A 13478-nucleotide genomic window follows, 5' to 3' on the forward strand; every position below is an offset into this window, starting at 1 on the left:
AAAAAACAAATGGAAACATTTTTAGGTATAGATTATCCAACACTATGGTATTTAGTTGTAGGATTATTATTTTCAGGCTATGCTATTTTAGAGGGCTTTGACTATGGAGCAGGCGCATGGCATTTATTTTTAAAGAAAGATTTAAGCAGACGAATAGCCATTAATGCTATTGGGCCTATTTGGGATGCTAACCAAGTATGGCTAATTATTGGAGGTGGCGCTTTATTTGCAGGATTCCCTGTTATGTATGCTACAATGCTTTCTGCTATGTATATTCCTTTTATGCTATTTTTAATCCTTTTAGTTTTGCGATCTTCCGCCATAAAATTTAGGAGTGCAGAAGAGATGCTTTGGTGGAGAAAAACATGGGATATAATCTATTTTGTATCAAATACATTAATTGCTTTTTTATTAGGAGTGGTTTTAGGAAATGTTTTACAAGGTTTTGAAATTGGTCCAAACTTTACATATCAAGGAGGCATATTCTTTTCCTTTTTAAGTCCGTACGCCATTATGGTTGGATTTACAACCTTATCTATTTTTATGACTCAGGGCGCCATTTTCCTATTACTAAAAACGGAAGGTCGCTTATATGCAAGAATAACATTTTTATTAAAAAAAGGAATGATCTTTTTTATAATAAGTTTCTCTATAACATCTTTATATACACTAATATTTATTCCTGGTGTAGCCGATAATTTTAAAGAAACTCCTATATTTTTTGTTTTACCAATACTAGCCTTTTTAGCAGTGGCTAATGTTCCTAGATTAGTATCAAAAAAGAAGTATTCGTACGCACTAGTTTTTTCATCATTAACCATGGCCTTTTTGCTTATGTTGGTTGCGTTTCAATTATATCCTGTATTGTTACCATCTACAATTCATCCAGAACATAGTGTAACCATTTATAATGCCGCATCCTCACAAAAATCATTGGGAATCATGTTAACCATAGTACTTATTGGCACACCTTTATTGGCTGGATATTTTATTTTTCTTTACAAAACCTTTTACGGAAAAGTAAAATTAGATGATACCAGTTATTAATTTTTTCTTATGTAACAATTGTAACCAGATAACTTATAATATCAGATTACATTTGACGAACTAAACCAATAAATATGTCAAAAATAGTAGTTTTAGGAGCTGGAATTTCTGGTCATGTAGCTGCTTCACATCTACGAAGAAAGCTAACTAAAGAACATGAAGTTGTTGTTGTGTCTCCTAATAGTAATTATCAATGGATTCCCTCTAATATTTGGGTTGGAATTGGAAGAATGCCATCTAAAAAAATATTATTCCCATTAGCACCATTATATAAAAAGAAAGGTATTGATTTTAAACAAGCCAAAGCGGTAACGTTTCATCCAGAAGGAGATCTTGAAGAGAGTAAGCCTTACGTCATGGCTGAATATGTTACTGGAGACAAACAAGGAACTCAAGAAAAAGTAACCTATGATTATCTAATTAATGCTACCGGGCCAAAATTAAATTTTGAAGCTACCAATGGATTAAATCCTGGCACAAACAAAACCTATTCTGTTTGTACCTACACGCATGCAGAACACGCTTGGGATGGCTTGAATAACGTCATTCAAGAAATGAAACAAGGTAAAAAAGCTAAAATTCTTATTGGAACAGGTCATGCAAAAGCGACGTGTCAAGGTGCCGCTTTTGAATATATATTAAATGTTGAACAAGAATTACGCAAACACAAAGTTCGCGATATGGCTGAAATTACTTGGATTTCCAATGAATACAAACTAGGTGATTTTGGAATGGATGGTATGCTGATGAGTTATGGATCGATTACCATGAAGTCAAGCGAAATGGTAGAAATGATTTTTGAGGATAGAGATATTAAATGGATTCTTGGAGCAGGTGTTAATAAAATTGAAGATGGTGTTGCACATTACGAAAATTTAGAAGGAGACAATAAATCAGAACCTTTTGATTTCGCTATGTTGATTCCGTCATTTTCTGGTCATGGTTTTAAGGCTTTTGATAAAAACAATCAAGAAATCACGGATAAACTATTCAAAGGATTTATGATTGTTGATGCCGACTATACGCCAAGACCTTACGAGGAGTGGACCGTTCAAGATTGGCCAGAAACATATCAAAATCCTAGTTATAAAAATATTTTTGCACCAGGTATTGCATTTGCACCACCTCATACCATTTCAAAACCAAGAAAAAGCAGAAATGGAACAGATATATTTCCTGCGCCTCCAAGAACTGGAATGCCTTCAGGAATAACTGCAAAATTAGTGGCAGATAATATTATTGACTCCGTCAAAAGTGGAAAAGAATCATTAAAACATAAAGGCTCTATGGGTAATATGGGAGCAGCCTGTATTGCTTCTGCTGGCTATGGTCTGCTAGACGGTAGCGGTATAAGCATTACAACATTTCCTATAATACCTGATTATAAAAAGTTTTCAAAAACCCAAGGACGCCATTTAGGTAAAACGTTTGGGTCTATAGGACTAGCCGGACATTGGTTAAAACTAGCGTTACATTACGCTTTTATTTACAAAGCCAAAATGAAACCCTTCTGGTGGTTGATTCCTGAATAAAGGAATCAATTTATTTGATTGGATTAAAATTTAAAAGAATTAATTATCAAAAAAGAAAGTTAATTCAAAAAATAAAAACGAAAAATTATGAGAAGAATTTCACCGATACAACGATTCAAAATGATGAATCCTATAATACAACTCTTTAAATTCTTTATTTTAAGTATAAAAGTAATGGTTATTGTTGCCGGCGGACATGGCGGCACAAGAAAAGTTAATTGACCTTCATAATGGTTGATTTTTTTGTTGTTTGGTTTTTAAATAAAGCAATCTTTAGTAATATAAAGGTTGCTTTACTTTTTTAGAAACATCTTTTATCTACTGGGTAAAAGAATGTTTTTAATAGCTAACAAAAATCATGTTTATTTTCCTGTTCAATATCTATATTGTTGCTTTCCACCATCTGATTAAAAAACAAATTTAAAAGAGACTCAAAGCATTCATTATAATAAAAATGAACACCCTACATTTAGAAATAAGCGAAATTAAACATACTCGAAATGCTCGAAAAATTGAGCAAATTTTGCATGAGAAAAAGGGTGTTAATCATGTTTCTGTTTCAAAGCTAGGGATTGTACAATTGGAATGGGATGGGAATGAGACAAATCAATCTGAGATTATTGAATCAATTGAAAAATTAGGTTTAACTACTAACCAGCCAAAGAATACTAAGAAGCAACTTAGCGAGCAACAAAGTAAACAGATATCTTCCAATCTTCAAATTTTAGGAGAAAACACCGAACTTTATTTTGCAATACTTAGTGGTATATTCTGGATATCAGGTGTTATTTTTTCTTTTATGTCTAGCATTCCTGATAATGTTTCTACCATTCTTTATAGTATTGGAGGCGTTTTCGGAGGTGTTTTCACTTTACTCACTGCGGTTGAAGATTTACTTAAGGGAAAATTTGAAATAGATTTTCTAATGCTCTTTGCTGCAGCTGGCGCCGCCATATTGGGGAAATGGGGAGAAGCAGCTTTATTACTTTTTTTATTTAGTTTGGGGCATGCCCTAGAGCATTATGCCATGAAGCGAGCAAAGAAATCTATTACAGCTCTTTCTGATTTAACTCCACCTATGGCTTTGGTCAAGCGCAATGACGAATTAATTGAAGTGCATATTGAACAGCTCAAATTGGGAGATATTATTGTGGTAAAACCTAATTCAAAAATTGCTGCAGATGGTGTGGTTACAAAAGGAACAAGTTCCGTGAATCAAGCCTCTATCACTGGAGAAAGTATCCCTGTAGATAAACATCCCAACAACAATTGGCAAAATGAAAAAGAAATCAATAAACTTCTTCCAGAACACCGAGTTTTCGCTGGTACTATAAACGGGAATGGTGTATTGGAAATTAAAGTATTAAAGGAAGCAAAGGATAGTACACTTTCAAGACTTATTACAATGGTAAAAGAAGCCGAGACTCAGAAATCACCAACACAGCATCTTACAGACAAGTTTGAAAAATATTATGTTCCTTTCGTATTAGTTTTAGTGGTTTTTCTAATATTCAGTTTCCTTGTGATTGACGAAACCTTCCAAAGGAGTTTTTACCGGGCAATGTCTGTCTTAATAGCTGCATCGCCTTGTGCGTTGGCTATCTCTACTCCAAGTGCGGTATTGGCTGGAATTGCCACTGCAGCCCGTCATGGTGTGTTAATTAAAGGAGGTCGTCCCTTAGAAGATTTAGGAGGTTTAAAAGCCATAGCTTTTGATAAAACAGGAACACTCACCACAGGAAGACCAACCTTGACTCATGCCATTCCGTTTGGAAACACCACCAAATCACAACTATTAAAAATTGCTGTTGCTGTGGAAGCTTTAAGTGACCACCCCCTAGCTGACGCAATAGTTGAAGGCGGAAAGAAAGAATTAGGTAATATTACAATTCCTAAAGCTGAAAACCTAAAAGCAATAACTGCAAGGGGCATTCAAGCCAATTATAAGGGTAGTTTAGTTTATATTGGCAATCGAAGACTTTTTGAGGAGTTGACAAATAAAAATATTCCTGAAGAAATAGACTTAAAAATGTCAGAACTCGAATCAGGTGGTCACACAGCCATGATTATTTATCAAGACAACAATTACCTAGGTATTGTTTCTGCTATGGATATTGCTCGTCCGGAATCCATTTCTACTCTTGCTACCTTAAAAAAAATGGGAATTAAACGTATGATTATGCTAACCGGGGATAATCAAAAAGTAGCTAATGCAATCGCTAAACATATTGGAATTACCGATCCAATGGGTAGTTTATTACCCGAAGATAAAGTGAATGCCATAGAACAATTAAAACAACAAGTAGGAAATGTTGCAATGGTTGGAGACGGTGTTAATGATGCTCCTGCCATGGCAAAAAGCACAGTAGGTATTGCTATGGGTGCAGCAGGATCAGACGTTGCTCTGGAAACAGCAGATATAGCTTTGATGGCGGACAAGCTGAACAATCTTCCATTTGCAATTGGCTTAAGTAGAAAAGCGAAACAAATCATCAAACAAAACTTAGTAATCAGTTTGGGGATGGTCGCCATTTTGGTTCCAATGACAATTATGGGAACCATAGCAATTGGACCAGCAGTAGTAGGTCATGAAGGTTCAACTATACTGGTCGTATTAAATGCCTTAAGGTTGTTAAGATACGAAGTCTAAGTTTTTGAATTATCAAAAGATTTAGACTATTACGAATACTATAAATACAACATCATTATATAAACGGTGCAGTTTCCCTTACACTTAACGTTATACCTACAATGCATTATTTCTAGAACACTCGGTAACAAAGGTTACTAAAAAACTGTATAAACACCTATACATTTGCACTGTTAAATAAATTTAATCTATGAAAAATACTTTAAGCATATTAACCTTTAGTTTTTTAAGCTTTGTTTCGTTACTGAACGCACAAAATATTGTGCCAATATCTAAAACAGAGGTATTAAACAAGGTTAAAGAAAATAACCAGACTATTAAAATCTCAGAAGAAGATTTTAACGAGGCAAAAGCTGATTTTAGACAAACTAATGCCATTTTTTTACCAAACATTGCTATTTCTTACACAGGAATTTCAACGACTAATCCATTAATGGCATTTGGGTCTAAATTAAATCAGGAGATATTAACTGCCAATGATTTTAATCCTGCCTTGTTGAATGATCCAAATCAGACTCAAAATTTTTCAACACGCATTGAAATTAAGCAACCACTTATCAATGTCGATGGTTTTTATCAGCGTAAAGCTGCTAAAACCAAAATGGAAGCTATGAGTTTAAAAACTGAAAGAACCAATGACTATTTGGTATTTGAAGTTGATAAGGCTTACATGCAATTGCAGTTAGCTTATAAAGCCTTAGGTGTTATTGAAACCGCCCTTAAAGCAGCAGAATCTAATAAACAATTAGCCGAAAACAGTTTTAAACAAGGCTATCTACAAAAAGCCGATGTGTTAGCTGTAGATGTAAGAGTTACCGAAGTAAAGAATCAACTACAAATGGCTAAAAGCAATGTTGAAAACGCATCAAACTACGTATCATTTTTAATGAACGACCATAGTAATACCATATTAAAACCATCAGATAGTTTAACCATTAACAAACTTGATTTAATAACTGCGTCACAAGTTTCTGAGGATCGTTCAGATATTAAAGCGATGCAATTGGCTTCTAATGCTTATGAAAGCATGAATAAAGCAGATAAAATGACCTTTCTCCCTACGTTGAATGCCTTTGGTAGTTACGAGCTATATGACGATCAAGTATTTCAAGGTGATGCTAACGGTTATTTAGTTGGCGCACAATTAAGCTGGACTATTTTAGATGGTACCAAACGTTTTGGAAAAGCTCAAAAAAGTAAAGCTGAGTATGAAAAATCAAAACTGCAATACGAGCAATACGTATCGCAAAGTCAGTTAGAACTCAATAAAGCTAAACGAATGTTTATTGATGCCGAAAACAAATTAAAGCTTTCTAAACTTGCTATGGAACAATCTCATGAGTCTTTAAGAATGAGAACCAATCGCTTTGAAGAAGGTTTAGAAAAAACATCCGATTTATTGATAGCCGAAACACAATTTGCACAAAAACAATTAGAATATTATCAAACTATTTTTGAATATAACTATGCACAAGCATACTTACAATTTTTAACTAAAGCTTAAAAAACTCTCGACTATGCTTGAGGAGACCAAAAATGTCAGGTCGAGCGCAGTCAAGACCTAAATAAAACTAAAAAAACATAAAATTAATATAGATGAAAACTAGATATACAATAGCCTTTTTAGCACTAACATTTTTAGCAACTAGCTGTGGTAGTGATGAGAAAAAAACAATAACAGATACAGCACCAATTTCTGTGAAGGTAAAAGCTGTAAATGAAAATGACAATAACCCTTTTATAACTGCAAGTGGAACCATACAAGCTGTTAACAGTGCTAATTTAAGTACTCGTATGATGGGCTTTATTACTAAAATGCCTGTTGAAGTAGGAGATAAAGTAAAGAAAGGACAACTGTTAGTTTCTATTAATAACGCAGATTTACAAGCTAAATTAGCTCAGGTTAATGCTGGTATTACTGAAGCAACAGCAGCATTTACAAATGCAGAAAAAGATTATAATCGTTTTAAAAATCTGTTTGCCGAAAATAGCGCTTCTCAAAAAGAACTTGATGATATGACGGCACATTATAATATGGCTAAAGCAAGATTAGAGGGTGCTAAACAAATGAAAAATGAAGTTGATGCACAATTTGCTTATGCTAATATTCGTGCTCCTTTTGATGGTATTGTTACTGGTAAGTACATTAAAGATGGTGATATGGCAAATCCAGGTATGCCTCTAGTTTCTATGGAATCACCAGGAAGTTTTGAGGTTATGGCTATGGTGCCTGAAAGCGAAATTTCAAAAATAACATCTGGCACATCTGTAGATGTGGTTGTAAAATCAATTAATAAAATTATAAAAGGTAAAGTAACCGAAATAAGTACATCTGCTAAAAATACTGGCGGACAATATTTAGCAAAAGTATCTTTAGAAAAAACAGATGCCTCAATTTTATCGGGCATGTTTGTAACCATTCAATTTCCTATAGAAAAACAACAAAAAACAGAAATTATTTTAATACCCAAAGAAGCCCTTGTAACTAAAGGACAACTTTATGGTGTGTATACGGTTAGTGAAAGTAATACCGCATTGTTGCGTTGGTTACGTATAGGAAGAACCTATGGTAACCAAGTAGAAGTATTATCTGGTCTATCATCAGATGAATCATATATTATTTCTGCTGATGGCAAATTATATAATGGTGCTAAAGTAAGTATTCAATAATTAAAAAAACGCGTTATGGATTGAGCCATTGTTGGAGCTCTTTTTTGTGAAAAAACAAAAAAAGCGACTGGTGAAAACCTGTTAAAACGCCCAAAAAATAGAAACCCATGCAAGAAGGAATTTCAGGTAAAATTGCCCATTTTTTCATCAATTCAAAACTAACCATTTTATTGATGATTGCTTTGATGGTTATTGGTGTGTATAGTTCATTTCTCATACCAAGAGAAGAAGAACCACAAATAAATGTCCCTATGGCCGACGTAATGGTTGGCTATCCAGGTGCTAACCCAGCCGAAGTTGAAAATAGAGTTGTAAAGCCTTTAGAAAAAATTATTTCGAATATTAAAGGTGTTGAACACATACATAGTATGGCTATGAATGGTCAAGCCGTTATGGTAGTTCAGTTTTATGTTGGTGAAGATACCGAACGCTCTTATGTAAAGTTATATGACGAGTTGATGAAGCACGAAAACATGTTTCCAGAAGGTGTTTACAAACCTATTGTAAAAACACGTTCTATTGATGATGTGCCCATGCTTGGATTAACGCTTTGGAGCGAAAATTATGATGATTATCAATTACGGCAAATAGCTGAGGAGTTAACATCTGAAATTGAAAAAGTAAAAGATGTATCTATCACCAAAGTAATTGGTGGAAGAAATAGAGAATTAAAAGTAATTCTTGACAAGGATAAAATGGCTGGAAATGGTGTTGATGCTTTAGGAATTATGCAAATGATTAAAGCCAACAACAGTAGCTCGCAATCTGGAAGCTTTGTAAACAATGATACCGAATATTTAATTACAACTGGGCGTTTTTTAGAAACGGCTGAAGATGTTGAAAATTTAGTAGTTGGTGTTAATAATAATATGCCTGTTTACCTCAAGCAAGTAGCAACTATTCAAGACGGACCATCATCACCAAAAACTTATGTGTCTTTTGGTTATGGTAAAGCCAATCAATCTTTTAAAGATTATAAATCTGATTATCCAGCGGTTACAATTTCGGTTTCAAAAATAAAAGGCGCAGATGCTATGAAAATATCTGAAAAGATATTACAGCATATTGATAGGTTAAAAACAACTTTAATACCAAGTGATGTTCATATTGATGTGACTAGAAATTATGGAGAAACAGCATCTGATAAGGTTGGCGAATTATTATTACACTTAGGAGTTGCCATTTTAGCTGTAACTATTTTAGTGATGCTAGCTATGGGATGGCGTGGTGGATTAGTAGTGTTTTTCTCGGTACCATTAACCTTTGCCCTAACTTTATTTGCTTATTATATGCTAGGGTATACCTTAAACAGAATTACACTATTTGCATTGGTATTTGTAGTTGGTATTGTGGTAGATGACAGTATTATTATTGCCGAAAATATGCACAGGCATTTTAAAATGAAGCGCTTGCCATTTAAACAAGCTGCTATTTATGCCATTAATGAAGTAGGAAATCCCACGATATTAGCAACTTTTACTGTTATTGCTGCCATATTACCTATGGCCTTTGTATCTGGTATGATGGGACCATATATGAGTCCGATGCCAATTGGAGCATCTATCGCCATGATATTATCGTTATTTGTTGCCTTAACAGTAACCCCTTATTTAGGTTACCATTTGCTACAAGAAAAAGACACACAAGCACACAAAGAAGAGGAAGGTTTAGAAACCAGTAAAATTTATAAAATTTACAAAAAGATTGAGCAGCCGTTTTTAGATAATTCTAGGAAGCGTAACATTATGTTTATAATTACCCTAGTCCTTCTTTTAGGATCTGTGATGATGTTTTTTACTAAATCTGTTGCCGTAAAAATGTTACCGTTTGATAACAAAAACGAGTTTCAAGTAGTAATTGATATGCCTGAAGGCACTACTTTAGAACGAACTGCTGTTGTTACCAAAGAGATTTCTCAATACTTAACAAGCATTCCTGAAATAACAGATTATCAAAACTACATTGGCGCCTCTGCCCCTATTACGTTTAATGGTTTGGTAAGGCACTACGATTTGCGTGGTGGTAGTAATATGGCTGATATTCAAGTAAATCTTTTACATAAGGCTGATAGAGATTTACAAAGTCATGATGTAGCAAAAATTGTGCGTCCTAACATTCAAAAAATAGCCAAAAAATACGGCGCTAATGTAAAAATTGTTGAAGTTCCACCAGGACCTCCTGTGCTTTCTACATTGGTAGCTGAAGTTTACGGTGGACCTGATTACGATGCTCAAATTAAAGTTGCAGATCAAGTAAAAAACATCTTAGAAAATACGGTTGATGTTGTGGATACTGATTGGATGGTAGAAGCTAATCAAGTAGAATATAAATTAGAAGTAGATAAAGAGAAAGCTATGCTTCATGGCATTGCTCCACAGCAAGTCGTTGGTAATTTAACTTATTTGCTGCGAGAATATCCCATTGCTAATTTATATGATGAAACATCAAATGACAATGTTGGTATTGTATTATCATTAGATGATAAAGACAAAACATCGCTAAATGATATTCAAAATTTAAAAATTAAGGGTAATAATGGTAAACTAGTCTCTGTTAGCGATTTAGTATCAGTTAAAAAGCAAACCTTAGAACATACTATTTACCGAAAAGACCAAAAACGTGTTGTTTATGTTCTTGCTGATATGGCTGGCCAACTTGAAAGTCCAGTATACGCTATTTTAGGAATGAATGAAAAACTTCAAAAAATAAAACTTCCTAAAGGATATAAAATCAACGAATTGTATATGGGGTCCCCCAACGAAGAAACAGATTTTACCGTAAAATGGGATGGTGAGTGGCAAATAACTCTTGAAGTGTTCCGTGATTTAGGAACAGCCTTTTTAATAGTTATTGTTATTATTTATATGTTGATTGTAGGCTGGTTCCAAAACTTTAAAACCCCAATGGTCATGATGGTCGCTATACCTCTATCGTTAGTTGGTATTGTACTTGGGCACTGGCTTTTAGGCGCCTTCTTTACGGCAACTTCTTTTATTGGTATGATTGCTTTAGCTGGAGTTATGGTTAGAAATTCGGTGCTATTAATTGATTTCATAGAGATTAGATTAAATGATGGTATTCCTATAAAACAAGCAATTATCGATGCTGGTGCTGTAAGAACAACACCAATCTTATTAACAACAGGCGCCGTAGTCATTGGAGCATCCATTATTTTGTTTGATCCAATTTTCCAAGGTTTAGCCATTTCATTAGTAGCTGGAGCCATTGTATCTACTATACTTACGTTAATTGTGGTTCCGTTAATCTATTATATCACAGAGCGTAAAAAATGGGAAAAGAAAGATATTGTTGAAGAAAACAAAGAAGATACAACTGAACAATAATATGAAGCACCCATATTTAGGAGTAGTTTATAAATATGGGTGTTATAATTTTTGCTAAGTGAAGATGAATCATAATCATTGAGAAACAAAAAAACAAAGACATGAAACTAGTTATTATTACTGCCATTAAAGAATTTGAAAAAGACATCAAATTGCAGCTAAAAAAAGCGCAAGTAAAAACGTTCTCATTTAGAGAAGTTACAGGATATAGAGACAGCACTGAAGATGCTGTAGAATCAAATTGGTTTTCAAGTGAAATGAATCAAACAGAATCTATTTTATTTTACGCCTTTGTAAAAAAAGAAAACGTCGATTTATTATTTGGCTTAGTCAACAAGTTTAATGATGAGCAAAAAACAATGTCACATATTCATGTGGCTGTATTAAATATAGAAAAAACCAACTAAAACTATAATATTATGAAAAACAGAATTGTTAGAGGTATAGCCGGAACATTTATACTAGCAAGTTTATTACTTGCCATTTATGTAAATATAAACTGGTTATGGTTTACTGCTTTTGTAGGCGCTAATTTATTACAATCATCTTTAACTAAGTGGTGTTTAATGGACACTATTTTAGAAAAAGTTTTTAAAGTAAAAAGCTAATTTATAATTGATATGTGTAAAAAAAACAGCAATGAAATTTTCGTTGCTGTTTTTTTTTATTAATACTAAGTATTAAAAATATTCTAAATTTTACTTGCGAATGATAAATCCACCGTCTTTTTATTATTAGAATTAAAGTTGTGAATCAATTGGTAAACGTAGGGAATTTGTTTTTGAAAACGTAATAGGATATCGTTTGAAACATTATCTCTACTAAATGGCACTACTTTAACATACTCTTGTATTTCGCCAGCATTTCTGCCGTACTTGTAGTCGTAAGTAAAACGTCCTTCTTCATCTACTTTGATACTCTTATTATCTTTATTCGGTACACTTATATAAAATTCACTTGCATTAATATCTCCATCTGGATTGAATAATGATTTCTTATTTAGATAATCATATAATTCTTTGGCTGTATTTACAGCAGGATCTATTAATTGGATGTTTTCAGTCATAAAACCACGATAAAGAAAAGAACCATCTTTTGCTTTATAATTGTACAATTCGTTGAGAACTGTTTTAATTTCTTCTGTTAAATAGGGATAATGCGTGCAACCTAAAATAATAGATTTTAGTTTATTTTTTGTATTCGATTTTCTGATGTTTTCCATAAGCGTTACCAGATGATAACGCACATAATTTTCAGCATCATTTATTTGTAAAATTGAGCAATCATCTGCATTTTTGGTATCACAAAGCATTTTATAATTACTGAAATTAAAATTATAAATATCAAATAAGGTCTTATCAATTTTTATATCTGCATCCAGCAGTCCAGGTCCCTTATAATCTTGTCTAGGCTTTTTTAAGTTTCTATTAAAATAATTAGCATCTTCATCTACAGCTTCTGCTATTCCAACACCTCCTTGAGAAAAGACTTCAATATTTCCAGTATAACCTAATTCATTTTTGAATTTCAAAATAGTATTATGATATCCTTTAGAGGATACGGTTCCGGCGGTTGCTAAAACTCCTATATTACCATCTTCGTCCGGTTGCATCCTTTCTAGAACACCTCTAACACCAGCATCAATAACGCCTATTACTTTAATATCTGAATTTGCCTTTTTTAAAAACGCTTCTATATCCTCTTTTCCATATGCCGTAGCTGTATTACATGCGATAACTATTACTTTTATAGATTGTTTATCTATGTTTGCTATAGAATCATTAGCGTCAGAATAATACTTGTTGCTTAATAAAAACTGTGCATCCTTAATAATATGCTCATCTAGCAAATCTACCTTACCCACTCCCGAATAATTTCCGTAAGGCATGTTGGCCTGATCTCCAAGATAAATAAATGACTCTTTATTAAAATCTAAAATACCATCACTACCAGTCTCTTGTGTTTCATTTTTATTTTGATCGTAATTAACAATAGCCTTTAGAACCGTTAATCCTCCTGTTCCAGAATCAAAAACTCCTATTGGTAAACTCTTGTCATTATTTGGATAATTCTTAAAATCTACATAATAAAAACTTTCTTTATCATTAATAATGGTGTTAACAATATCACCTTTATTTACTTCAATTTGAGCAGTTTCTTGAGTTGTTGTTTTTTTTCTACAGCCAACAACTAAAAAAAATGATGCTACAATTATTAATGCTATACGTTTCATAT

Annotated in this window: 10 protein-coding genes; 9 read left to right on the top strand and 1 reads right to left on the bottom strand. The window is 33.3% G+C overall.

The genetic code is table 11. The features are described from left to right. The first annotated feature begins 9 nt into the window (after positions 1-9). The 9 genes from cydB (at position 10) to G5V56_RS13790 (ending at position 11851) form a co-directional block, all read left to right on the top strand. Positions 10-1047 carry a cytochrome d ubiquinol oxidase subunit II gene (gene cydB / locus G5V56_RS13755; RefSeq protein ID WP_166965993.1) on the top strand — a complete coding sequence of 346 codons (1038 nt, stop codon included), beginning with the start codon at positions 10-12 and terminating at the stop codon, positions 1045-1047. A 74-nt stretch (positions 1048-1121) separates the two neighbouring features. Continuing rightward, the gene (locus G5V56_RS13760; protein ID WP_166965995.1) at positions 1122-2579 is read left to right on the top strand and encodes an NAD(P)/FAD-dependent oxidoreductase; all 1458 of its coding nucleotides are present in this window, start codon (positions 1122-1124) and stop codon (positions 2577-2579) included. 87 nt (positions 2580-2666) lie between these two features. Continuing rightward, the gene (locus tag G5V56_RS19145) at positions 2667-2801 is read left to right on the top strand and encodes a hypothetical protein (protein ID WP_262886928.1); all 135 of its coding nucleotides are present in this window, start codon (positions 2667-2669) and stop codon (positions 2799-2801) included. A 232-nt stretch (positions 2802-3033) separates the two neighbouring features. Then, positions 3034-5229 carry a heavy metal translocating P-type ATPase gene (locus tag G5V56_RS13765; RefSeq protein ID WP_166965997.1) on the top strand — a complete coding sequence of 732 codons (2196 nt, stop codon included), beginning with the start codon at positions 3034-3036 and terminating at the stop codon, positions 5227-5229. Between the two features lie 190 nt (positions 5230-5419). Next, on the top strand, positions 5420-6733 hold the full coding sequence (locus G5V56_RS13770; RefSeq protein WP_166965999.1) for a TolC family protein: 1314 nt from the start codon (positions 5420-5422) through the stop codon (positions 6731-6733). Between the two features lie 92 nt (positions 6734-6825). Next, complete coding sequence (locus G5V56_RS13775) at positions 6826-7899, top strand: efflux RND transporter periplasmic adaptor subunit (RefSeq protein WP_166966001.1); 1074 nt, start codon at positions 6826-6828, stop codon at positions 7897-7899. A 107-nt stretch (positions 7900-8006) separates the two neighbouring features. Continuing rightward, positions 8007-11243: an efflux RND transporter permease subunit gene (locus G5V56_RS13780; protein WP_166966003.1), complete on the top strand. Its 3237-nt coding sequence runs from the start codon at positions 8007-8009 to the stop codon at positions 11241-11243. 101 nt (positions 11244-11344) lie between these two features. Continuing rightward, complete coding sequence (locus tag G5V56_RS13785; RefSeq protein WP_166966005.1) at positions 11345-11650, top strand: hypothetical protein; 306 nt, start codon at positions 11345-11347, stop codon at positions 11648-11650. A gap of 12 nt (positions 11651-11662) precedes the next feature. After that, a complete protein-coding gene (locus G5V56_RS13790) occupies positions 11663-11851 on the top strand; it encodes a YgaP family membrane protein (RefSeq protein ID WP_166966007.1) in 189 nt (62 codons plus the stop codon). An 83-nt stretch (positions 11852-11934) separates the two neighbouring features. Here the strand turns inward: G5V56_RS13790 and G5V56_RS13795 are convergent, their stop codons facing one another. Then, on the bottom strand, positions 11935-13476 hold the full coding sequence (locus G5V56_RS13795; RefSeq protein ID WP_166966009.1) for a glutamate racemase: 1542 nt from the start codon (positions 13474-13476) through the stop codon (positions 11935-11937). Positions 13477-13478 lie beyond the last annotated feature (2 nt).

Origin of the sequence: Yeosuana marina, from assembly GCF_011762485.1 — a bacterium.
Classification (GTDB): domain Bacteria; phylum Bacteroidota; class Bacteroidia; order Flavobacteriales; family Flavobacteriaceae; genus Yeosuana; species Yeosuana marina.

Bases quoted from the DNA above. Each gene is read 5' to 3' on its own strand.
- G5V56_RS13790 (WP_166966007.1), top strand. From the start codon at position 11,663: ATGAAAAACAGAATTGTTAGAGGTATAGCCGGAACATTTATACTAGCA.
- cydB (WP_166965993.1), top strand. From the start codon at position 10: ATGGAAACATTTTTAGGTATAGATTATCCAACACTATGGTATTTAGTT.
- G5V56_RS19145 (WP_262886928.1), top strand. From the start codon at position 2,667: ATGAGAAGAATTTCACCGATACAACGATTCAAAATGATGAATCCTATA.
- G5V56_RS13780 (WP_166966003.1), top strand. From the start codon at position 8,007: ATGCAAGAAGGAATTTCAGGTAAAATTGCCCATTTTTTCATCAATTCA.
- G5V56_RS13785 (WP_166966005.1), top strand. From the start codon at position 11,345: ATGAAACTAGTTATTATTACTGCCATTAAAGAATTTGAAAAAGACATC.
- G5V56_RS13760 (WP_166965995.1), top strand. From the start codon at position 1,122: ATGTCAAAAATAGTAGTTTTAGGAGCTGGAATTTCTGGTCATGTAGCT.
- G5V56_RS13770 (WP_166965999.1), top strand. From the start codon at position 5,420: ATGAAAAATACTTTAAGCATATTAACCTTTAGTTTTTTAAGCTTTGTT.
- G5V56_RS13775 (WP_166966001.1), top strand. From the start codon at position 6,826: ATGAAAACTAGATATACAATAGCCTTTTTAGCACTAACATTTTTAGCA.
- G5V56_RS13765 (WP_166965997.1), top strand. From the start codon at position 3,034: ATGAACACCCTACATTTAGAAATAAGCGAAATTAAACATACTCGAAAT.
- G5V56_RS13795 (WP_166966009.1), bottom strand. From the start codon at position 13,476: ATGAAACGTATAGCATTAATAATTGTAGCATCATTTTTTTTAGTTGTT.